Source organism: Streptomyces sp. NPDC005794 (assembly GCF_042871445.1).
In the GTDB taxonomy this organism is placed as follows: domain Bacteria; phylum Actinomycetota; class Actinomycetes; order Streptomycetales; family Streptomycetaceae; genus Streptomyces.
The window spans coordinates 59,941-80,906 of record NZ_JBIAIN010000014.1; the positions used below are offsets into that span (position 1 = coordinate 59,941).

At 69.9% G+C, this 20,966-nt stretch carries 23 protein-coding genes and 1 tRNA gene; 7 read left to right on the plus strand and 17 right to left on the minus strand.

All coding sequences use genetic code 11. The annotated features are described in order from the left end of the window. Positions 1 to 2 precede the first annotated feature (2 nt). Positions 3 to 86, plus strand: a tRNA-Leu gene (locus tag ACFYQ5_RS22820). Positions 87 to 138: 52 nt separating this feature from the next. On the opposite strand, the gene rdgB is transcribed toward ACFYQ5_RS22820, so the two are convergent. From rdgB to ACFYQ5_RS22840, 4 genes are all read right to left on the minus strand, one after another. Then, the gene (rdgB, locus tag ACFYQ5_RS22825; protein WP_389199889.1) at positions 139 to 741 is read right to left on the minus strand and encodes an RdgB/HAM1 family non-canonical purine NTP pyrophosphatase; all 603 of its coding nucleotides are present in this window, start codon (positions 739 to 741) and stop codon (positions 139 to 141) included. 21 nt (positions 742 to 762) lie between these two features. Further along, positions 763 to 1,152: a hypothetical protein gene (locus tag ACFYQ5_RS22830; protein ID WP_389199891.1), complete on the minus strand. Its 390-nt coding sequence runs from the start codon at positions 1,150 to 1,152 to the stop codon at positions 763 to 765. 102 nt (positions 1,153 to 1,254) lie between these two features. Next, positions 1,255 to 1,992: a ribonuclease PH gene (gene rph, locus ACFYQ5_RS22835; protein ID WP_389199893.1), complete on the minus strand. Its 738-nt coding sequence runs from the start codon at positions 1,990 to 1,992 to the stop codon at positions 1,255 to 1,257. 138 nt (positions 1,993 to 2,130) lie between these two features. Then, positions 2,131 to 2,364: a glucose PTS transporter subunit EIIB gene (locus ACFYQ5_RS22840; RefSeq protein WP_014156020.1), complete on the minus strand. Its 234-nt coding sequence runs from the start codon at positions 2,362 to 2,364 to the stop codon at positions 2,131 to 2,133. 222 nt (positions 2,365 to 2,586) lie between these two features. Here ACFYQ5_RS22840 and ACFYQ5_RS22845 point away from each other — a divergent pair, with 222 nt between their 5' ends. Both ACFYQ5_RS22845 and ACFYQ5_RS22850 read left to right on the plus strand, forming a co-directional pair. Continuing rightward, positions 2,587 to 3,846 carry a PTS transporter subunit EIIC gene (locus tag ACFYQ5_RS22845; RefSeq protein WP_389199895.1) on the plus strand — a complete coding sequence of 420 codons (1,260 nt, stop codon included), beginning with the start codon at positions 2,587 to 2,589 and terminating at the stop codon, positions 3,844 to 3,846. 254 nt (positions 3,847 to 4,100) lie between these two features. Continuing rightward, the gene (locus ACFYQ5_RS22850; protein ID WP_389199897.1) at positions 4,101 to 5,366 is read left to right on the plus strand and encodes a PTS transporter subunit EIIC; all 1,266 of its coding nucleotides are present in this window, start codon (positions 4,101 to 4,103) and stop codon (positions 5,364 to 5,366) included. An 83-nt stretch (positions 5,367 to 5,449) separates the two neighbouring features. Here the strand turns inward: ACFYQ5_RS22850 and ACFYQ5_RS22855 are convergent, their stop codons facing one another. After that, the gene (locus ACFYQ5_RS22855) at positions 5,450 to 6,202 is read right to left on the minus strand and encodes an MBL fold metallo-hydrolase (protein ID WP_389199898.1); all 753 of its coding nucleotides are present in this window, start codon (positions 6,200 to 6,202) and stop codon (positions 5,450 to 5,452) included. Between the two features lie 173 nt (positions 6,203 to 6,375). Here ACFYQ5_RS22855 and ACFYQ5_RS22860 point away from each other — a divergent pair, with 173 nt between their 5' ends. After that, complete coding sequence (locus ACFYQ5_RS22860; RefSeq protein WP_389199900.1) at positions 6,376 to 6,846, plus strand: type II toxin-antitoxin system PemK/MazF family toxin; 471 nt, start codon at positions 6,376 to 6,378, stop codon at positions 6,844 to 6,846. Between the two features lie 58 nt (positions 6,847 to 6,904). Here the strand turns inward: ACFYQ5_RS22860 and ACFYQ5_RS22865 are convergent, their stop codons facing one another. The 7 genes from ACFYQ5_RS22865 to clpS form a co-directional block, all read right to left on the minus strand. Next, on the minus strand, positions 6,905 to 7,855 hold the full coding sequence (locus ACFYQ5_RS22865) for a PLP-dependent cysteine synthase family protein (protein WP_389199901.1): 951 nt from the start codon (positions 7,853 to 7,855) through the stop codon (positions 6,905 to 6,907). Next, on the minus strand, positions 7,855 to 8,133 hold the full coding sequence (locus ACFYQ5_RS22870; RefSeq protein WP_389199903.1) for a MoaD/ThiS family protein: 279 nt from the start codon (positions 8,131 to 8,133) through the stop codon (positions 7,855 to 7,857). The genes ACFYQ5_RS22865 and ACFYQ5_RS22870 overlap by 1 nt, the downstream gene beginning before the upstream one ends. A gap of 110 nt (positions 8,134 to 8,243) precedes the next feature. Next, positions 8,244 to 8,357 carry a putative leader peptide gene (locus ACFYQ5_RS22875; protein WP_359464731.1) on the minus strand — a complete coding sequence of 38 codons (114 nt, stop codon included), beginning with the start codon at positions 8,355 to 8,357 and terminating at the stop codon, positions 8,244 to 8,246. 122 nt (positions 8,358 to 8,479) lie between these two features. After that, a complete protein-coding gene (locus ACFYQ5_RS22880; protein ID WP_389199905.1) occupies positions 8,480 to 8,914 on the minus strand; it encodes a Mov34/MPN/PAD-1 family protein in 435 nt (144 codons plus the stop codon). Positions 8,915 to 9,054: 140 nt separating this feature from the next. After that, the gene (locus ACFYQ5_RS22885) at positions 9,055 to 10,485 is read right to left on the minus strand and encodes an amino acid permease (RefSeq protein ID WP_389199906.1); all 1,431 of its coding nucleotides are present in this window, start codon (positions 10,483 to 10,485) and stop codon (positions 9,055 to 9,057) included. Between the two features lie 314 nt (positions 10,486 to 10,799). Next, entirely contained in the window at positions 10,800 to 11,387 is a 588-nt protein-coding gene (locus ACFYQ5_RS22890) for a DUF2017 domain-containing protein (RefSeq protein ID WP_389199908.1), read from the minus strand. A gap of 41 nt (positions 11,388 to 11,428) precedes the next feature. After that, positions 11,429 to 11,746 (minus strand): ATP-dependent Clp protease adapter ClpS, encoded by a 318-nt coding sequence (gene clpS / locus ACFYQ5_RS22895; RefSeq protein WP_389199909.1) that lies wholly within the window; start codon positions 11,744 to 11,746, stop codon positions 11,429 to 11,431. A gap of 79 nt (positions 11,747 to 11,825) precedes the next feature. On the opposite strand from clpS, the gene ACFYQ5_RS22900 reads away from it, so the two are divergent. Next, a complete protein-coding gene (locus ACFYQ5_RS22900; protein ID WP_389199911.1) occupies positions 11,826 to 13,154 on the plus strand; it encodes a nicotinate phosphoribosyltransferase in 1,329 nt (442 codons plus the stop codon). A 160-nt stretch (positions 13,155 to 13,314) separates the two neighbouring features. After that, entirely contained in the window at positions 13,315 to 13,899 is a 585-nt protein-coding gene (locus ACFYQ5_RS22905) for an isochorismatase family protein (RefSeq protein ID WP_389199913.1), read from the plus strand. 40 nt (positions 13,900 to 13,939) lie between these two features. Here ACFYQ5_RS22905 and ACFYQ5_RS22910 read toward each other — a convergent pair whose 3' ends face one another. Both ACFYQ5_RS22910 and ACFYQ5_RS22915 read right to left on the minus strand, forming a co-directional pair. Next, entirely contained in the window at positions 13,940 to 14,284 is a 345-nt protein-coding gene (locus ACFYQ5_RS22910) for a hypothetical protein (protein ID WP_389199914.1), read from the minus strand. Positions 14,285 to 14,406: 122 nt separating this feature from the next. Continuing rightward, positions 14,407 to 16,806: an immune inhibitor A domain-containing protein gene (locus ACFYQ5_RS22915; protein ID WP_389199916.1), complete on the minus strand. Its 2,400-nt coding sequence runs from the start codon at positions 16,804 to 16,806 to the stop codon at positions 14,407 to 14,409. A gap of 389 nt (positions 16,807 to 17,195) precedes the next feature. On the opposite strand from ACFYQ5_RS22915, the gene ACFYQ5_RS22920 reads away from it, so the two are divergent. Beyond that, positions 17,196 to 17,501, plus strand: a complete 306-nt coding sequence (locus tag ACFYQ5_RS22920; RefSeq protein WP_389199918.1) for a hypothetical protein — start codon at positions 17,196 to 17,198, stop codon at positions 17,499 to 17,501. Positions 17,502 to 17,512: 11 nt separating this feature from the next. On the opposite strand, the gene ACFYQ5_RS22925 is transcribed toward ACFYQ5_RS22920, so the two are convergent. The 3 genes from ACFYQ5_RS22925 to ACFYQ5_RS22935 form a co-directional block, all read right to left on the minus strand. Next, complete coding sequence (locus ACFYQ5_RS22925; protein ID WP_389199919.1) at positions 17,513 to 18,172, minus strand: RDD family protein; 660 nt, start codon at positions 18,170 to 18,172, stop codon at positions 17,513 to 17,515. A 212-nt stretch (positions 18,173 to 18,384) separates the two neighbouring features. Continuing rightward, on the minus strand, positions 18,385 to 19,185 hold the full coding sequence (locus ACFYQ5_RS22930; RefSeq protein WP_389199921.1) for a GNAT family N-acetyltransferase: 801 nt from the start codon (positions 19,183 to 19,185) through the stop codon (positions 18,385 to 18,387). A gap of 105 nt (positions 19,186 to 19,290) precedes the next feature. Next, the gene (locus ACFYQ5_RS22935; protein WP_389199922.1) at positions 19,291 to 20,868 is read right to left on the minus strand and encodes an RDD family protein; all 1,578 of its coding nucleotides are present in this window, start codon (positions 20,866 to 20,868) and stop codon (positions 19,291 to 19,293) included. Positions 20,869 to 20,966: the final 98 nt, after the last annotated feature.

The following is a 20,966-nucleotide window of genomic DNA, read 5'->3' on the forward strand; positions in this document are numbered from 1 at the left end:
ATGCGGCCGTGTCGTAATTGGCAGCCGAGCGGCGTTTAGATCGCCGTGGGAGAAATCCCGTGTGGGTTCGAGTCCCACCGGCCGCACGAACGCCTAGTGGCCCGTCCTGGCCAGGACGGGCCACTAGCTAGGCGTGTGTCACCCCACCAACTCCCGCACCACCGGCACCAGCGCTCGGAACGCCTTCCCGCGGTGGCTGATCGCGTTCTTCTCCGCCGGGGTCAGCTCCGCGCAGGTCCGGGTCTCGCCGTCGGGCTGGAGGATCGGGTCGTAGCCGAAGCCGTAGCCGCCGGCCGGGGTGTGGCGCAGGGTGCCCGTGAGGCGGCCCTCGACCACGCGTTCCGTGCCGTCGGGGAGCGCCAGGGCCGCGGCGCAGGCGAAGTAGGCCCCGCGGTGGGGGTCCGCGATGTCGCCGAGCTGGGCGAGGAGCAGGTCCAGGTTGGCCTTGTCGTTGCCGTGTGCGCCGGCCCAGCGGGCCGAGAAGATGCCGGGGGCTCCGCCGAGTACGTCGACGCAGAGGCCGCTGTCGTCGGCGATGGCGGGGTGGCCGGTGGCCCGGGCCAGGGCATGGGCCTTGAGGAGGGCGTTCTCGGCGAAGGTGACGCCGGTTTCCTTGACGTCGGGGATGTCCGGGTACGCGTCCGCGCCGACGAGGTCGTGGGTCAGACCCGCGTCGGCGAGGATCGCGTGGAGTTCGGTGATTTTCCCGGCGTTGCGGGTGGCGAGGATCAGGCGCGTCATGCCTCGATTATCGCCGCACGGTCACGGGCTGCAGACCTTGCCGATCTCGGTGGCGGCGTCGGTGACCGGGGTGATGTCGGGGGTGGCGTCGCCCTTCTCGATGGAGTCTCGGACGTTGGTGACGCCTGCCTGGAGGTCGTCGACGGCCTTGCTCAGGTCGGCGTTGTCCGTGGTGTCGCCGAGGTCCTTGAGTTCCTTGTCGATCTGGTCCAGGGCTTCCGACGCCTGGGTCGGGTCCTCGGAGGCGTCGGATATGGCCTGCTGGAGGTTGCCGACGCTCGTGGCGATGGCGTCGGCGGTCCGGACGCAGTCCAGCGCCTTGTCGACGGCGCCGCAGCCGACGGCGGCGGTGAGGGTCAGCAGGGTGGCCGTGACGGCGAGTGCGGTGCGGTGGTGACGGCGCGAGGCCATGGTGCGGTCCCTCCCCGGGGATGGATACATGGACGGACGCACGGTTCGACCCGTGCGTCCGTATTCGATACGACGCCGTGCGCTGGGTATTTGGTTGCTTCTTTACTCGCCGAGTGTGCGGGCGAGCGCCTCTTCCTGGAGCTTGGCCAGGTCGGTGCAGCCGGCGGTGGCGAGGTCGAGGAGGGCGTTGAGTTCGTCGCGGTCGAAGGGTTCGGCCTCGGCGGTGCCCTGGACCTCGACGAAGCGGCCGTCTCCGGTGCAGACGACGTTCATGTCGGTCTCGGCGCGGACGTCCTCCTCGTAGCAGAGGTCGAGGAGGGGGGTGCCGTCGACGATGCCGACACTGATGGCTGCGACGGTGCCGGTGAGGGGCTTGCGGCCGTGCTTGATGATCTTCTTGCCCTGGGCCCAGGCGATGGCGTCGGCGAGGGCGACGTAGGCGCCGGTGATGGCGGCGGTGCGGGTGCCGCCGTCGGCCTGGAGGACGTCGCAGTCGAGGACGACGGTGTTCTCGCCGAGGGCCTTGTAGTCGATCACCGCGCGCAGGGAGCGGCCGATGAGGCGGCTGATCTCGTGGGTGCGGCCGCCGATCTTGCCGCGTACGGATTCGCGGTCGCCCCGGGTGTTGGTGGAGCGGGGCAGCATGGAGTACTCGGCGGTGACCCAGCCCTCGCCACTGCCCTTGCGCCAGCGCGGGACGCCTTCGGTGACGGAGGCGGTGCAGAAGACTTTGGTGTCACCGAAGGAGATGAGTACGGAGCCTTCGGCGTGCTTGCTCCATCCGCGTTCGATGGTGACGGGGCGGAGCTGTTCGGGGGTGCGGCCGTCGATACGAGACATGCCGTCGAGCCTATCGGCTGGCGTGGCCGGGTCCGTTCGGGTGGGCCGCGCCGGAGGCCTCGGACGCACCGCAGGCCCCGCTCCGGCCGGTGGGGCCGGGTGACGGGGCCTGCGTGCGGACCTGGGTGGGTCAGCCGGTCACATCATGTCTTCGATGTCGGCGGCGATGGGGTCGGCGTCGGTGCCGATGACGACCTGGATCGCGGTGCCCATCTTGACGACGCCGTGGGCTCCGGCGGCCTTGAGCGCGGCTTCGTCGACCTTGCTGGGGTCGTGGACCTCGGTGCGAAGGCGGGTGATGCAGCCTTCGATCTCGTCGATGTTCTCGATACCGCCGAGCCCGGCGACGATCTTCTCAGCCTTGCTGGCCATGTCCTTCTCCCTGGTCTGTGCGTGCGTGGGGCGGCCCACCATGGGTCCGTTTCGTCACGGTAACGCACGGTTGGCCCAACTTCACGGGCGGGTATCCGCGCAGTCCCCAATGATGACGATCACCGGCGCCCCGCCTTTCGGCGGGGCTCCGCTCCGTATCGCGACTGGTCTACACCAGTTTGCAACGACCGCCAAACCCTGGCGTGTTCCGGGAGGATGCCGATGAGTTCGAACGCGGCGGCAGCACCGCAGCGGAAGTGGTGGAACGGGCCGGTCCAGGGACTGCAGAAGGTCGGCCGGAGCCTGCAGCTGCCGGTGGCCGTACTGCCCGCCGCAGGCCTTCTCGTCAGCCTCGGCAACCTCTTCGGCTCCTATCTGGACGGCGCGTTCTGGAACAAGACGTCCAAGGTGCTGCTCAGCGGCGGAAACGCCATCCTGGACGGCACCGTCGGGCTCCCCCTGCTGTTCTGCATCGGCGTCGCGATCGGCTTCGCGAAGAAGGCGGACGGCTCGACGGCGCTCGCCGCCGTCGTCGGCTTCCTCGTCTACCGGGGCGTACTGGCGGCGTTCCCCGTCGACGGGTCCGTGACGGAGGCCCTTCCCGACGGCGTGCCCCAGAACCCGGGGGTCCTGGGCGGCATCCTCATCGGCCTGCTCACCGCGGTCGTGTGGCAGCGCTACCACCGTACGAAGCTGGTCGACTGGCTGGGCTTCTTCAACGGGCGCCGCCTCGTGCCGATCCTGATGGCGTTCCTCTGCGTGATCCTGGGTGTGCTGTTCGGTCTGCTGTGGCAGCCCGTCGGTGACGCGCTGACGTGGTTCTCCAAGCAGCTGATCGACCTCGGCGCCTGGGGCGCGGCCATCTTCGGCTTCGCGAACCGGCTGCTGATCCCGATCGGCATGCATCAGTTCCTGAACACGTTCTTCTGGTTCCAGGCGGGCGAGTTCACCGGGGGTGACGGCAGGACCGTGCAGGGCGACATCTCCCGCTTCTTCGCGGAGGATCCGACGGCGGGGCAGTTCACCTCGGGGTTCTTCCCCATCATGATGTTCGGTCTGCCCGCCGCGGCCCTGGCCATCGCGCACACGGCTCGGCCTGAGCGGCGCAAGGAGGTGGCGGGCCTGATGGTGTCCGTGGCGCTGACGTCGTTCGTGACGGGCGTGACGGAGCCGCTGGAGTTCTCGTTCATGTTCGTCGCGCCGCTGCTGTACGGCGTCCACGCGGTGCTGACCGGTGTGTCGATGGGGGTGACGTGGGCGCTGGGCGTGCACGCGGGGTTCAGCTTCTCGGCGGGGCTGATCGACTACGTCGTCAACTGGCACCTCGATACGAAGCCGTGGCTGATCATTCCGATCGGGCTGTGTTTCGCCGTCGTCTACTACGTGATCTTCCGGTTCGCCATCACCAAGTTCGATCTCCAGACCCCCGGGCGCGAGCCGCGGGAGGACGAGGAGAAGATCGAGGAGGAGCTGACGAAGTAGGATTTCTCCCGGCTCTCCGCGCGGCCCTCGGACCTGGCGGTCCGAGGGCCGTCGCCGTGTCACCCAGGGTGCTGGCGGAACTACGCCGCAAACGGGGGGCAATCGCAGGTTCCTTATCCCACCCTCACCGTGCTAAAACTGGTCTACACCACTCAGTGGTCCAGACCACGCGGCCGTTTCTGCCGCCGCGTTCCTCGAGTCGCCGCCCACCGATCACCTGTCTCCGGCGGCGCCTTGCCTACTGGAGGAAGTTGATGAGTACGGACACCGCTCCGGCCGCCCCCGCGAAGAAGCGGGGCGCCGGCGTGATGGCTGTCATGCAGCGCATCGGCCGCAGCCTCATGCTGCCGGTCGCGGTCCTGCCGGCGGCCGCGCTGCTGGTCCGGCTCGGCAATGCCGACATGCTCGGCCGCGAGTCGTTCCCCACCGTCATCACGAAGCTGGCCGGCTACATGGCAGCCGGCGGTGGCGCCATCCTCGACAACATGGCCCTGCTGTTCGCCGTCGGTATCGCCATCGGCTTCGCGAAGAAGTCGGACGGTTCGACGGCGCTCGCCGCCGTGACCGGCTACCTGGTCTTCCAGAAGGTGCTCGCCACCTTCACCGACAGCAATCTCCCGCAGGTCGCGAGCGTCGCCGACGGCAAGATCGTGATGAGCGACGCCCCGGTGAACGCGGGCGTGCTCGGCGGTGTCGTGATGGGCATAGTCGTGGCCCTGCTGTACCAGAAGTTCTACCGGACGAAGCTGCCCGACTGGGCGGGCTTCTTCAGCGGCCGTCGCCTGGTCCCGATCCTCTCCGCCTTCGCGGGCCTGGTCATCGGTATCGTCTTCGGTCTCATCTGGCCGGTGCTCGGCACGGGCCTGCACAACTTCGGTGAGTGGCTGGTCGGTTCCGGCGCGGTCGGCGCGGGCATCTTCGGTGTCGCCAACCGTGCGCTGATCCCGGTCGGCATGCACCACCTCCTGAACTCCTTCCCGTGGTTCCAGGCCGGCGAGTACGACGGCGCCCACGGCGACATCGCCCGCTTCCTGGCCGGTGACCCGCAGGCCGGACAGTTCATGACCGGCTTCTTCCCGATCATGATGTTCGCCCTCCCGGCGGCCTGCCTCGCGATCGTCCACTGTGCCCGCCCGGAGCGCCGCAAGGTCGTCGGCGGCATGATGTTCTCCCTCGCGCTGACCTCGTTCGTCACCGGTGTGACCGAGCCGATCGAGTTCACGTTCATGTTCATCGCCCCGCTGCTGTACGCGATCCACGCGGTCCTGACCGGTGTCTCGATGGCCCTGACCTGGGCGCTCGGCATGAAGGACGGCTTCGGGTTCTCCGCCGGACTGGTCGACTTCCTGCTGAACCTGGGGATCGCGTCGAAGCCCTGGATGCTGGTGCTGGTGGGCCTCTGCTTCGCGGTGGTCTACTACGTGGTCTTCCGCTTCGCGATCACGAAGTTCAACCTGCCGACGCCGGGCCGCGAGTCCGACGAGGAGCTCGCCGAGCTCCAGAAGGCCGAGGCCAAGTAGTCCGGCCGGCCGCTTTCGCACGACACGCGGAAGCCCCCACCTCCTCGCCGCGCGGGGAGGTGGGGGCTTCCGTCGTACAGCGGTCAGACCTCGTACACCGCGCCGGGCACCGCCAGCTCGACCGGTCCGTCGTAGACCTCGCGGGCGTCGGCGAGGTTGCGTTCGGCGTCCGTCCACGGCGGGATGTGGGTGAGGACGAGGCGTCCCGCTCCGGCGCGTGCGGCGTACTCGCCTGCTTCGCGGCCGTTGAGGTGGAGGTCTGGAATGTCCTCCTTGCCATGGATGAACGATGCTTCACAGAGGAACAGGTCGGTGTCCTCGGCGAGTTCGGCCAACGCCTCGCAGGCGCCCGTGTCGCCGGAGTACGTGAGGGCGCGCCCGTTGTGCTCGACCCTGATGCCGAAGGTGTCGACGGGGTGGCGGAGCTTCTCCGTACGGACCGAGAAGGGGCCGATCTCGAAGGATCCGGACTTCAGCGTGTGGAAGTCGAAGACCTCCCCCATCGCGTGGTCGGACGGGGTGTCGGCGTGGGCCGTGGTGAGCCGCTGCTCGGTGCCTTCGGGGCCGTACACGGGGATCGAGGCGGGGCGTCCGCCGTCGAAGCGGTAGTAGCGGACGACGAAGTACGCGCACATGTCGATGCAGTGATCGGCGTGGAGGTGGCTGAGGAAGATGGCGTCGAGGTCGTAGAGACCTACATGGCGCTGCAGCTCGCCCAGGGCGCCGTTGCCCATGTCGAGGAGCAGCCGGAAGCCGTCGGCCTCTACGAGGTAGCTCGAGCATGCCGAACCCGCGGACGGGAACGAGCCGGAGCAGCCGACGACGGTGAGCTTCATGGAGCGTGAACCTCCGAGGCGTGGGAACGGGGGAGGGTTCGTGCGGTCCGTCGAGCGTAAGGCGCGAAACCACTGGTCGCTCCTCCACGGCCTGCCGTTGTGGGGGAACTCACCTGTGCTGTCACCGGTTCGATGGAAGGCTCGGTGCCGCCGGGCGCCGGTACGGTCGGGGCATGAACACGTGGTGGTGGGTGGCACTGGTCGCCGTTGTCCTGCTGGCGCTCGTGGCGACGGTCTCCGACGCGCGGGGCCGGGGCGGGCGCGGGCCGCGGCGGCCGGGCGGGCGGACGCGTCCGCCGGGGCGGGCTCCGGAGCGGAAGAGGGGGCGGCCGCACGGGGAGCCCAGGCCCGGGGAGATCTGGTGGGCGGATGTGCCGTACGAGGACGGGCCGGGGTCGAAGGACCGGCCGTGTCTCGTGCTGTCGGTGCGGGGCCGGACGGCGGTCGTCGCCAAGATCACCAGCAAGCATCATGAGGAGCGGCCGGGGGTGGTCGCGCTGCCGCCGGGTGCGGTGGGGGACGTGCGGGGTCGGCAGAGCTTCCTGGAGACGGACGAGCTGAGGGAGGTCGCGGTGTCGGGGTTTCGTCGGAAGGCGGGCGAGCTGGACCCGGGGTTGTGGCGGCGGGTGCGCGGGTCGGGGTGAGGCGCGGGAGGCGCGGGGCGGGATGTTCTCCCGCTCCGCGCCTCCCGCTGAAGGCGCGTCAGGCCCAGAGCTGGCCGTGCAGGGTTTCGATGGCGGCTTCTGTCGTGGGGGCGGTGTAGACGCCCGTCGACAGGTACTTCCAGCCGCCGTCCGCGACGACGAAGACGATGTCCGCGGACTCGCCCGCCTTGACGGCCTTGCGGCCGACGCCGATGGCGGCGTGGAGTGCGGCGCCGGTGGAGACGCCCGCGAAGATGCCCTCCTGCTGGAGGAGCTCGCGGGTGCGGGTGACGGCGTCGGCGGAGCCGACGGAGAAGCGGGTGGTGAGCACGGAGGCGTCGTAGAGCTCGGGGACGAAGCCCTCGTCGAGGTTGCGCAGTCCGTAGACGAGGTCGTCGTAGCGGGGTTCGGCGGCGACGACGCTGACGTCCGGCTTGTTCTCCCGGAGGTAGCGGCCGACGCCCATGAGGGTTCCGGTGGTGCCGAGGCCTGCCACGAAGTGCGTGATGGAGGGCAGGTCGGTGAGGATCTCCGGGCCGGTGGTGGCGTAGTGCGCGCCGGCGTTGTCCGGGTTGCCGTACTGGTAGAGCATGACCCAGTCGGGGTGTTCGGCGGAGAGTTCCTTGGCCACGCGTACGGCGGTGTTGGAGCCGCCCGCGGCGGGGGACGAGATGATCTCGGCGCCCCACATGGTGAGCAGGTCGCGTCGCTCCTGCGAGGTGTTCTCCGGCATGACGCAGACGATGCGGTAGCCCTTGAGCCTGGCCGCCATGGCGAGTGAGATGCCGGTGTTGCCGCTGGTGGGTTCGAGGATGGTGCAGCCGGGTGTCAGGCGGCCGTCCTTCTCCGCCTGCTCGACCATGTGGAGCGCGGGGCGGTCCTTGATCGATCCGGTGGGGTTGCGGTCCTCGAGCTTGGCCCAGATGCGGACGTCGTCGGACGGGGACAGCCTCGGGAGGCGGACCAGGGGCGTGTTGCCCACGGCCGCCAGCGGGGAGTCGTACCGCATCAGCGCATGCCGCCGGCGACGGCCGGGAGGATGGTGACGTTGTCGCCGTCGGTGAGCTTGGTGGAGATGCCGTCGAGGAAGCGGACGTCCTCGTCGTTGAGGTAGACGTTCACGAAGCGGCGCAGCTGGCCGCCGTCGACGATGCGCTCACGGATGCCGTTGTGGCGGCTCTCCAGGTCGGTGAAGAGGTCGGCGAGGGTCTCCCCGCTGCCTTCGACCGCCTTGGCGCCGTCGGTGTAGGTGCGGAGGATGGTCGGGATGCGGACCTCGATGGCCATGGCGTGGGCTCCTGTCGAAAGCGGGGAGGTGGCGGGGGCGCGCGTTTGTGCCCCCGCGCGGGGGTGGTGCGTACGTGATGACGCTCGGACCGCGGCTCAGGCCGTGCGGTTCACGGGCAGGCGACAGCCGGACACATCGCGCTGGAGAGCCTGCACAGGTCGACGTGCAGCCGCGCGACGAGCAGCATGCCCGGCGTCTTTTCGCTCACGTCATGGGGAACCATGCGGTCATCGTATCGATTCCCCACCCGGAATCCCGAGTGTGATCTCACATGGTGGATGTTGAGCGTTCGCCATGTGGACATCCGGGTGGGGGTTCGGTGTATCCGGAGCCGCTCCCGGGTGTTCAGACGGCCGTGGGATAGGCCTCGACGACCTCGACTTCTTCCTCGGTGATCTCGCCGTCCACGATGCGGTACGAGCGGAACTGGAAGGGGCCGGCGTCGTCGGTGTCCGCGGTGGAGACCAGCACGTAGTGGGCCCCGGGCTCGTTGGCGTAGGTGAGGTCGGTGCGGGAGGGGTACGCCTCGGTCGCGGTGTGGGAGTGGTAGATGATCACCGGCTCCTCGTCGCGGTCGTCCATGTCGCGGTAGAGCTTCAGCAGGTCCGTGGAGTCGAACTCGTAGAACGTGGGCGAGCGCGCGGCGTTGAGCATGGGGATGAAGCGTTCGGCACGGCCCGTTCCGGCCGGGCCGGCGACCACGCCGCACGCCTCGTCGGGGTGGTCGGCACGGGAGTGCGCCACGATCTGGTCGAACAGCGCCTGGGTGATGGTCAGCATGGCGCCCAGGATAGGAGGTCGCGCGGGCGCGCGGCCTCCGAGCAGACGGGCCCTCCCGTACCGAGGGGCGGTACGGGAGGGCCCGGATGCCGGACAGGGCCGTTGGGGCGGCCGGTGTCCCGGAGGCGCCGTGGCGCGGGTCAGCGCTTGGCGAAGGCGGTGTTGTCGGGGTTGCGGGCCTTGAGGACCAGGTAGGAGACGCCGAGGATCAGGCCCCACAACGGTGCACAGTACAGCGAGATCCTGGCGTCCTCGTCGATGGCCATCATGACGATGACCAGGCCGATGAACGCGAGGGCGAACCAGCTGCTGAAGGGTGCCCCGGGCGCCTTGAAGGTGGACTGGGGCAGCTCGCCGCGGTCGGCCTTGGCGCGGAAGCGGATCTGGCAGATCAGGATCATGATCCAGGCCCACATGCCGGAGATGGTCGCGAAGGAGACGACGTAGTTGAACGCTTCGCCCGGCCACTGGTAGTTGATCCAGACGCCGACGAGCATCAGCGCGGCGGAGAACGTGGTGCCGGCCAGCGGGAGCCCGTTCCTCGTCAGCTTGGTGAAGGCCTTGGGTCCCTGCCCGTTGAGTGCGAGGTCCCGCAGCATGCGGCCGGTGGAGTACATGCCGGAGTTGCAGGAGGAGAGCGCGGCGGTGAGCACGACGAAGTTGACGATCGCGGCGCCGATGCCGAGGCCCATCTCCTCGAACGCGGCGACGAACGGCGAGACGCCCGGCTTGAAGGTGCTCCACGGGACCACGGACAGGATCATGATGAGCGCGCCGACGTAGAAGACGGCGATGCGCCACGGCACGGTGTTGATGGCCTTGGGCAGGACGGTCTTCGGGTCCTTGGACTCGCCGGCGGTGACGCCGACCAGTTCGACGGCGAGGAACGCGAACATGACGATCTGGAGGGTCATCAGCGTGCCGCCGATGCCTTCGGGGAAGAAGCCGCCGTCGTTCCAGAGGTTGGCGACGGTCGCGGTGTCCCCGGCGTCGGAGAAGCCGATCGTGAGCACTCCGGCGCAGATGAGGATCATGCCGACGATCGCGGTGACCTTGACCATCGAGAACCAGAACTCGAGCTCACCGAAGAGCTTCACCGAGATCAGGTTGGCACCGTACAGAATGATGGTGAACACCAGTGCGGACAGCCATTGCGGGATATCCCACCAGTACGTCATGTAGGTGGCGGCCGCGGTGACTTCGGTGATTCCGGTGACGACCCAGAAGAGCCAGTACGTCCAGCCGGTGACGAAACCGAAGAAGGGGCCGAGGAATTCGCGCGCGTACTCCGAGAAGGAGCCGGACACCGGGCGGTACATGAGGAGTTCGCCCAGGGCACGCATGATGAAGAAGATGACCAGGCCCGCGATGGCGTACGCCAGGATGAGGCTGGGTCCGGCTCTGTCGATGGCCTTGCCGGCGCCGAGGAAGAGCCCCGTGCCGATGGCTCCGCCGATGGCGATCATCTGGATCTGACGGGCTCCCAGGCCACGCTGGTAGCCCTCACCCGCCGGGGCGTCGACGGCTTCCCCGCCGTCCGCCTGTCCGTTGTCGACCTGCGCCGATGTCATGGTGGTGCGCCTTTCTCCACGCCGATCCGCGCCGTCGTCGGCGTCGGATCAGGTCCTGATCCCCCCGGATATGGATGGAGTGCCGCCGGCGTTCGGCCGGCTGTGAGCGCCCCCGGGGACAGGGGTGGCGTCCCCGGGTGGTCGTGAAGATTTATCACGGGCGCCGGATGCGGCCACCGGCCATTATGTGGCGCACGCCACAGGAAAAAGCGGACAAGGGTTTCCAGGCGCTGCAAAGAAGGCCGTTCAGGTGACAGGATCGTTATTCGGATTTGAGCAACCGTTGAGCGAACCCGTCACGCGCCGGCCGGACCTCAGTCGGGCATGAGGGTCTCGACGAGAGTTTCCTGGAGCGCGCCGAGCCACAGATAGGCCATCACCATCGGCTTGCGCGGATCACCGTCGGGGAGCCGGTAGAGCGAACCGCCCGTTCCCTCGTCCTCGTCGGACACCTCCAGGCGGGTGCCGATCGTGAGCCGGAGGTCGTTGAGGGACCCCAGCCAGCTGTGGCACTCGTCCGAGGTGAGGCGGAGCACCGCACCGCTGTCCGCGACGGGCGAGAGCGCGTCCAGCGTCCGCACGACGGCGAGGGCGTTCTCGCGCTTGCGGGTGCGCAGGTCGTTCTCGGTGAAGCGGCGGAATTCGGCGGACGCCTCACGGAGCTCCTTGTCCTCGTTCCCGTACGCCTCGGGGAAGAGCCGGGCCAGGGCAGGGTCCGAGGGCGGTTCGCTGGGGCCCTCGGCGAAGAGGGCGGCGAGCGGATCCTCGCCCGCGGCGGGTTCGTCGCCGGGCCCGATCAGTTCGAGCAGCTGGACGGCGAGGGAGCGCAGGATGGCGATCTCGACCTCGTCGAGCGCGACGGCCGCGCCGCCGCCTGGGGTGGCCTCGAAGTGGCCGGCCATGAATTCTCCGATGGTGGGTCGGACGGAGGGGCAGCGGTGGGTCAGTTGCGGTCCTGGGTCAGGGTCGCCCAGAGCCCGTAGCCGTGCATGGCCTGGACGTCGCGCTCCATCTCCTCGCGGCTGCCGCTGGAGACGACCGCGCGGCCCTTCTGGTGCACGTCGAGCATCAACTTGTGCGCTTTGTCCTTGGAGTAGCCGAAGTAGGCCTGGAAGACATACGTCACATAGCTCATGAGGTTCACCGGGTCGTTGTGCACCAGCGTCACCCAGGGGACATCGGGCTCAGGGACGGCGAAGGTCTCCTCGGCCGATTCGGGACGTTCGATCTCTACGGGGGCAGCAACGCTCACCTGCCCCATGCTGCCACCATGAAGGGTCCCGCGCATAAACGGAGGCCCCATCTCGTCACTTTGACGAATAGGGGGTAGCATCGCCGTCATGAACTCAGCGGACCTTGGGCGACGGGTCGGTGTCCCGTCGACCGCGCTCTTCACCGACCAGTACGAGCTCACGATGGTGCAGGCCGCACTGAAGGCCGGCACCGCGGACCGGCGCTCCGTCTTCGAGGCCTTCACCCGCCGTCTGCCCGAGGGGCGGCGCTACGGCGTCGTCGCGGGTGTCGGGCGCGTGCTGGACGCGGTGGAGAACTTCCACTTCGACGACGAGATGCTCGGCTTCCTGCGCGACCAGCACATCGTGGACGGGCCCACCGTCGACTGGCTGGCCGACTACCGGTTCAGCGGCGACATCTGGGGCTACCCGGAGGGCGAGGTGTACTTCCCGGGCTCGCCGCTCCTGCGGGTCGAGGGCTCCTTCGCCGAGTGCGTGCTGCTGGAGACCGTGATCCTGTCGATCCTCAACCACGACTCGGCGATCGCGGCGGCGGCCTCCCGGATGTCCGCCGCGGCGAGCGGCCGCCGGCTCATCGAGATGGGCGCGCGGCGCACGCACGAGCTGTCGGCGGTGGCATCGGCCCGCGCCGCGTACGTCGGCGGCTTCCACACCACCTCGGACCTGGCGGCCGGCTTCCGGTACAACATCCCGACCGTCGGGACGAGCGCGCACGCCTTCACCCTCCTCCACGACAGCGAGCGGGACGCCTTCCGGGCGCAGGTCGACTCGCTGGGCCGGGGCACCTCGCTGCTGGTCGACACGTACGACGTGACCGAGGCGGTCCGCACGGCGGTGGAGGTCGCGGGGCCGGAGCTCGGCGCCGTACGCATCGACTCGGGCGACCTGCTGCTCGTCGCGCACCGGGTCCGGCAGCAGCTGGACGAGCTCGGTGCCACGGACACGAAGATCGTGGTGACCTCCGACCTGGACGAGTACGCGATCGCCTCGCTGGCCGCCGCGCCCGTCGACGCCTACGGCGTGGGTACGCAGCTGGTCACCGGGAGCGGGCACCCGACGTGCTCCATGGTCTACAAGCTGGTGGCGCGTGCGCGGTCCGCCGATCCGGCCGATCCGCTGCTGCCGGTGGTGAAGAAGTCGCTGGGCGCGAAGACCTCGCGCGGCGGCCGCAAGTGGGCGGCGCGCCGTCCGGACGAGGCAGGGGTGGCCGAGGCCGAGGTGATCGGCACCGGTGACGTCCCGGCGGAGCTGGCCGGCCGGCAGCTCCAGGTGGAGCTGGTCAGGGGCGGCGAGGTGGTCGGCCGGGAGCCGCTGGAGGCCGCGCGGGAGCGCCACATCGCGGCGCGGGCCGGACTGCCGATGTCGGCGATGCAGCTGTCCCGGGGGGAGCCGGTGCTGCCCACGGAGTACGTGTGAGGGGGCGGCGGAACCGGTGCTGCCCGATCGGGCGTGTCGGAGGGAGAACCGACGTGCGCCCCCTCCCGCCGGGTACGTCCAGTCTCTAGGCTGAAAGACCGATGGCATCCCCACCGCCCGTCCGCGTAACCCGCCGAACCCCCACCGAAGGACAACCGTCATGCATCGCGCCTTGATCGTCGTTGACGTTCAGAACGACTTCTGCGAGGGCGGCAGCCTCGCGGTGGCGGGCGGCGCCGATGTCGCCGCCGCCATCACCGACCTGATCGGTGAGGCCCAGCCGGGCTACCGCCACGTCGTGGCCACCCGGGACCATCACGTCGACCCCGGTGACCACTTCTCCGCGGCACCCGACTTCGAGCACTCCTGGCCGCCGCACTGCGTCGCCGGCACGGAGGGCGTGGGCTTCCACCCCAATTTCGCCCCTGCCGTGGCCTCCGGCGCGATCGACACCGTCTTCGACAAGGGGGCGTACGCCGCGGCGTACAGCGGCTTCGAGGGCGTCGACGAGAACGGCACCGGGCTCGCTCAGTGGCTGCGGGAGCGGTCCGTCACCGCCGTCGACGTCGTCGGCATCGCCACGGACCACTGCGTGCGGGCCACCGCCCTGGACGCCGCCCGGGAGGGCTTCACCACGCACGTCCTGCTGGACCTGACCGCCGGTGTCGCCGAGGGGACCACGGAGCGGGCCCTCCTGGAGCTGCGGACCGCCGGTGTGGAGCTGTCGGGCAAGCCGGTCGTCTGACCGGGCTCCCGGACGGGGCCGTCGGGCTCCTCCCGGGCGCTCAGGCCGCCGGGCGGGCCGGCCCCGCGTAGCCGGTGGACCCGAGCAGCGCCCGTATCGGGTGCCAGAGCTCCTGGCCGGTCTGGGGCGCCGTACGCCAGACCAGCCCGTCCGGGTGGTGCAGGACCGCCGTGATCTCGTCCGGGGTGGGCGGCTGGGCGTTGCCCCTGAGGTAGACGGCACGCAGTCCGAGATTGCGCAGCCTGGTCAGGGCGCGCGCCCGGTTCACCGCGTGCACCAGCACCCGTACCGGTTCTTCGGGGCCGGATCCGCCGGCCGGGCCGTTCAGGGTCAGTGCCACCACCACGGTGCCGTTGGGCAACCTGTTGAAACCTCCGCCTGCCATGCTTCGAGCTCCCCCGTAAGACTTCGTGTCAATAAGGATCCGGTAGGACGCACCTAAACACGATCGGCCGCCGCCCGCTAGAGGGCGACGGCCGATCATGCTTCTACCTGCGGTTTTACCGACTACTTGGTCGAGGGGCCGACCTTCACGGTGATCGTCGAGCCGCTGAGGGGCTCGTTCACGATGGAGATCCGGGTGTTGGTGTCAGTGACATCGACACTTCCGGTCGGGTTCTCCTCGTACCAGTACGTGCCCTTGCGGTCGTCGAAGACCGGGACGCCCGGCGAGGGCTTGATCCTGAGCGGCACGTCGGCGTTGTGCAGCGTGAAGCCCTTGTTCGGGTACCGGCTGAACGGCGCGTCGAAGGGCTGGATCTTGTTGCGCAGGAGCGAGCCGTCCGTCCACTTCAGCGGCTCGGCGTGCGAGTCCACCGGCAGGATCAGGCCCTGGCCGGGGTGGACCGAGGTGTTGTTGTCCTTCTGGGAGGTGTCCCAGAGCCACACCATCAGACCGTTCTGGTAGGCGTAGTGCTCGACCCAGTCCGGGCGGGTGCTGGAGAAGCCGAAGTTGTACGGGCCGACCTCGAGGGTCTTGTCGTACGAGACGTACTGGCGGTTCTCGGCGATGTAGTACTGCGGGTAGTCGTCGGTGAACGACTCACCGATCCGGGAGAAGCCCTTGGCGGTCCAGCCGTTGTCGTCGCCCTCGGCGTCGTCCGTGAAGAGCGCGGCGCCGTCGGCGGTGACGGTGATGGCGTCGGCCGCGAAGCCCTTGCCGCCCGCGCCGCCGTCCGTCTGGTAGCGGAAGCGGACGTCGACCTTCTTGCCCGCGTAGGCGTCCAGCGGGAACGAGAGCTTCTTGTACGCGCCGGAGACGTCCGTCAGGGCCGGCTTGTCGCTGGCGTCACGCGGGATGGCCTGGCCGTCGGCCGTGCCGTCGAGCGCGGTCCAGCTGGTGCCGCCGTTCTCGGACACCTCGGTGTAGAGGTAGTCGTAGTCGGCCTCGATGTCGTACCAGCCGGAGAGGTCCAGCGAGGCGGACGTCGTGCCGGTGAGGTCGACCGAGCGGGTCAGGGTGTTCGACAGGTCGTCGCCCATGTCGCTCCACCACTGCTTCGAGCCCTCGGCGGGCTTCGTGACAGCCGTGGTGACGGCCTTCTCGGGCAGCTCGACGACGAGCGCCTGCTTGTTCTCGGTGTTGTACTCCGCGACACCCAGCTTGTGGGTCGACTTCGTGGCGGCCTTGGCCGTGTCGTAGTCGAGCCAGCCCAGCTGGAGCTTGTCCCAGGCGGTCATGTCGCCGGGGAGGTTGCCTATCTCGCCGTCGCCGGTTCCGAGCCAGGAACCCGCCGACATCAGGGACCAGAAGCCGACGGAGTTCTCGCCGCCGCCGGAGGTGTCGTACAGGTCCGGGAGGCCGAGGTCGTGCGCGTACTCGTGGGCGAAGACGCCCAGGCCGCCGTTCTCGGGCTGCGCGGTGTAGTCGCCGACCCAGATGCCCGTGTCGCCGATCTCGGCGCCACCGGCCTTGTTGCCCTCCGGACCGGTCGCGCCCGCGTCGGTGCCGTACGCGTACCAGCGGTGCGCCCAGAGGGCGTCGGTGCCCTGCGCGCCGCCGCCCGCCGACTCGTCCTCTCCGGCGTGGACCAGCTGGAAGTGGTCGATGTAGCCGTCGGGCTCGTTGAACTCGCCGTCACCGTCGAAGTCGTAACGGTCCCACGCGTCGTACTGCGCGAGGTCGGCCTTGATCTGGTCCAGGGTGCGGCCCTTGGCCTTCTGGTCCGTGACCCAGGCGTTCACACCGTCGCGGACGGTGTCCCAGACGTTGGCGCAGTTGGTGGAGCCGCAGTAGTTGGAACCGTAACGGGCCTCGTTGTAGGGGAGCTTGACCCAGTCCGAGACCTCGCCGTCGACGGAGTAGCGCCCGGAGGACGTCTTCTCGTAGTACGTCTTCAGCGATTCCTTGCCCTTGCCCTCACCGAAGTAGAGGTCCTGGAAGTGGGCCTGGTCGTAATCGGCCTGCCAGGCGGTGCTGTTGTCCTTCGCCGGGTCGGGCTCGGCTATCTCGTTGTGCAGCGGGCCGGCCGTGCCGCCGTACTTCTTGACGGGCGGCTTCGGGCCGTCGCCGTCGGGGTCGAACATCGTGGTGTCGTCGACCTGGTCGCCGAACTCCACGAGGATGGTGAAGATCTTGTCGGTCTTCTCGCGGCCGAGCTCGACGTACTTGCTTTTGCCGAGCTTGACGACCTTGGAACCGCCCTTGGCGGTCACCTTCTTGTCACCGGACAGGACCTGCTCCAGCGCCGCCTGACGCTGCGCGTCCTGCTCCTTGCTGAAGGGGCCTTCCAGGTCGTGCTCGTGCGCCTTGACCGGCGCGGGATCACGCCGGTCCACGACGGAGGCGCCGGATTCCGGCGCCCTGTCGTCCGCCTGCGCCGTGGCGAAGGCGGATGCCGTCGCGGCGGTGGCGGCCAGGCACACGGCCACGGCGGTGGCGCGTAGCGCTCGTCTCTGAGTGGTCACTTGATGCAGTCCTCCCCGGCGTTCGCGTCCGCGGCCAGGGGGTGGATACGGGGCCGCGCGCGTTCAACGCGTCACAAGTGACGACATTCGATCGGAGTTATGAGAGAAAAGACAGATCTTGACTTGCACATACCAAGTGCACTATGTGGGAGTCCTCTTCCGGTATCCGGACATCGGTCGCGCCGGCCGCACCGACCGGGCCGCCAACCGGCGCGCCGGCCACTCCTGTCGGCGGCAGCGTGACTCCGTGCGCCCCCTGTGCACCGGTACCGTGGGTTAGGTCACGCTTACTACCCGTTCCTCACGGGCATCCCCCGTCGTAGAGTCGATTGACCGTGCGAACGCGTCGAGAGACTTCCCTATCCGACACCCCGAGGACGGATACCGCCATGCCGCGTCCCACTGCCGCACAGTTCTCCTACGGTTCGGCCACCGTCGTCGTCTCCGCCCTCGCCATGCTGCTGCTGTTCCGCACGGAATCGGGTATCGGTGTCGCCGCCGTCTGCACCGTGGCGCTGGCGCTCGGCCTGCTGGTGGCCTCGGCCCTGCCGGCCCGCACGAAGCCGACCCGTCAGCAGACGGCCCGTAGGACGACGGCACCGCCCACCCCCGCCCGTACGCACCGCACGATCGAGGACATCGAGATCGCCGCCGCTCAGCGGGCACGCGTCGGCGAGCACTCGCTGCACCGCTGAACTCCCCCCGCTCAACGGGTGCTCACGACCACCGTCTTGCCCGCCTTGTCCTGCAGCCCCTGCCGGTAGGGCTTGTCCGTGAACATCAGCACGATGTTGATGAGCCACCACAGGCAGGGGCAGCACAGCAGCGCCGGAAGCCAGAGCACGACGGCCCGCATCAGCGAGGAGCTCGTATCGGGGACCGAGCCGTCGTTGAGCATCGCGACGCGCGTCTTCAGCAGCCGCTTGCCGAGTGTCCGGCCGTCCTTGTGGGTGAAGTACGTGTCGTAGGCGACGTAGACCACCAGGCCGATCAGCGACCACACCAGCTGATGACCGGAGTACGTGTTGCCGATTGTGTTGCCGAAGTCGTCGTTGCCGTCGCCCGACGAGACGTCGACCGCCCCGCCGAAGGGCAGCGAGATCAGATACAGCGGGATCGAGATGATCAGGAAATCGATCAACCGCGCCAGGATGCGCTTGCCCGGTTCGGCGAGCGGCGGCATCCCCGCCAGCGGATCCGCGCCACCGTAGGCCCCACCGCCACCGTACGGGTCGCGCGGCGGCGGGGGCGGAGGCGGCGGGCCGCCGCCGTAGGGCGAACCGCCGTGCGGAGGTGGAGGCCCCTGCGGCGGCCGCTTCGAGAACGGGTCGTCGTCCGGCGGCGGAGGCGGTGGTTCGTTGGTCATGGGGGCAGTGCACCCCGGCCCACGGAGGCCCGCAACGGCTGAGGTCCCTTCGAGGGACGGGGCGTCAGCACACGGGCGTACGAACCGCTTCCCGGCCTACCGGCGCTCCGCCTCCGCGAAGCGGTCCGGCCCGGGCACGGCGAGCACGCGCAGGCGTGATCCTCGCCCTGACGGGGCGGGACCGCGCTCTCACGCCCGCCCGGGACTCCGGGTCAGTTCTTCAGGGCGTAGAAGGCCATCGGGGAATTCGGTTCGAAACCGATGCGCGGGTACACGGGCGCGCCGGCGGCGGTGGCGTGCAGGGTCGCACGGGTCAGGCCGGTGGCCCGGCCTCCCTCGTACAGGGCCTTGCGTGTCACCGCTTCGCCGTAGCCCTTGCGCTCCCACGCCGGGGCCGTGGCGACGAGTACGACGAAGAGGCGGCCGGCCACCTCCACCGTCGCCGCGCACGTCACCGGCACGCCGTCCCGGACGCCCAGGTAGGCGTGGACCCCGTCCTTCCACAGCGCGGAGCCGACGAGTCCGTCGCGGCCGTCCTCCAGGGGAAAGCCGTAGGCCTGGGAGTTGAGGTCGGCGTAGGCCCGCAGGTGTTCGTCGGTGGTCACACGGATGAACGTCAGGTCGGGGTGGACCGGCTCGGGGAGAGGGAGCAGGTCTCCGGCCATGCCGGTGCCGGGAAAGGCGTGTTCGAGGCCCGCCTGCTCGGCTGCCGCACCGAGTGCCGCGCGTGCCTCGTCGGTGAGCAGGTCCTCGAAGACCCACAGGAACCCCGGCCGCTTCTTGGCGCGCATGATCTCCGCCGCCCGGCTCAGCCGCTGCCGCACGAGCTCCGGGTCCGCGCCGACGTCGGTCAGGGTGACGCAGTTCCAGAAGGCGAACCGGGAGTCGGCCCATCGCACGGCGATGCCCGGAAGGTCACGGACGTCCGCGGCCTCGTCCCGGTCGAGCACCATCCGACGCCAGCCCACGACGAGTTGCTCCAGCGACTCGGTCGCATCCGCGAGATCCTGCACCAGCGCTCCTGAGGGGCGTAGAACGAAAGGGGAACTGCCGGTCCGAGCAGAGGGCGCTCGCTCGACGGGAACGGCCGGCTCCCGACTCCCGGTTCACGCACTCCGTCAGCCGGCGACGAAGGTGCGTGCCGCCTTGTCGTGCCAGCACTGGCGCCACGGGCGGTCGATCAGGCACCAGAGCACGTTGAGCACACCGACGACGACCAGACCCAGCACCCCGTACACCAGCCAGCGGCGCAGTGCCGCGCCCAGGCTCGGGGTGTCGTGGGACTCGATGTCCCGCACGTCGAGACCGCACAGCTTCTTGCCCAGCGTGCGGCCCCACTTGGCGGTGGGCACGGCCTCCAGGACGAAACCGAGGATCAGGAAGGCGGCGAGCAGCCCGCCGAACAGTCCGGCCGTGGTGGAGTCCAGGAGCCAGACGGTGACCGTCTCGCCGGACGTCTTCGCCTCTTCGATCTTCTGGTCGACGTGGTCCATCGCCCGGGTGACCAGCGGGAAACCGATCGCGCCGACGAACACGCCGAGCACGACCGTGTCGAGGAGCCGGGCGGCCAGCCGCTTGCCGAGCCCGGCGGGCCTGGCGGAGGCCTGGGACCGCGCGAGCTGCTGGAAGGGGTCGTCCACCGGGGGCTTCCAGGGCACGACGGGCTGCTGCTGTTCGGGCCTGACACCCTGCTGCTGACCCGGCACAGGGCTCTGCTGCTGACCGGGCACAGGGCTCTGCTGCTGGGGCCTGGGCTGCTGCGGGCGGGCCGCCTGCTCGGGCTGGGCGAGCTGGTGGACCTGCTGCGGCCAGGGTGTGGAGCCGCCGCCCGGGCCCGGTGTCAGAGGCGTGCTCAGCCCCGGAGGCAGTGCCTGCGGCGGGAGGGGCGACGGCGCGGGGGCCGGGGGTTGCGGGGTGCCGCCGGGCGGCAGGGCCCGGATCGCCATCGTGCCGTCGGCGGGGGCGGGCCCCCCTTCGCGCGGACGCGGCGGGCGCGAGGCGGCGCCGGGGCCCACCGCGCGGATCGTGACCGTACCGTCGGTCGGCGGGCGGCCGGAGTCGCCGCCGCCGCCGGGCCGGTCGACGCGGATGGCGACGGTGCCGTCGGTGACCCCGTCGTCGCCGTCCCGCATACCGGGCAGGGCGCCGCGCGTCGGGTCCGGGGCGTCGGGCCGCCGGGGATCGGCGGGCGCGCCCTCCACCGGGGCCGAGGCGGCGGGTCGTCGCGTGGCCGGCACCGGGGCGGACGCGGCGGCCGGTGACGTGGACGGCGACGACGCTGCGGGTCCGGGCGTACGCGGGTCCGGGCCGCCCCAGGACACGCGGTGGTCGCGTTCACCGCCGAAGCCGGTCTGCCGGGAGGTGTCGGCCTGCCAGGCGGGCGCCGGCCCGGGCCGGCCGGGGGCCACGTCCGCCTCACCGGCGCCCGCTCCACCGTCCCTCCCGTCGGCCTCCTCCGCCTCGTCCAGGTACATCGGTCCGGTCTCGTCCACCGGAGCCGGGCGCGGAGGTTCCGCGTCGGCCGCCTGGGCGGGGGGCGTCGCTGGGGTCGTCGCGCCCTGCGGGGGCGCGGGCCGGCTCGTGCCGGGGACCCACGAAGCACCGTTCCAGAACCGGACGTATCCGGGAATGGACGGGTCGGGGTAGTAGCCCTCGCGGGGGCTTTCGTCACCGGGTGCCGGGGTTGGGGCGCTCATCACCGTGGTCCCGTATCTCTTCGAGGCCTCAATACAAGGGTCCACATCTATCAGACGGCCGAGCACCCCCGTGCCTGTCCTGCCGTTTGGACCACTTT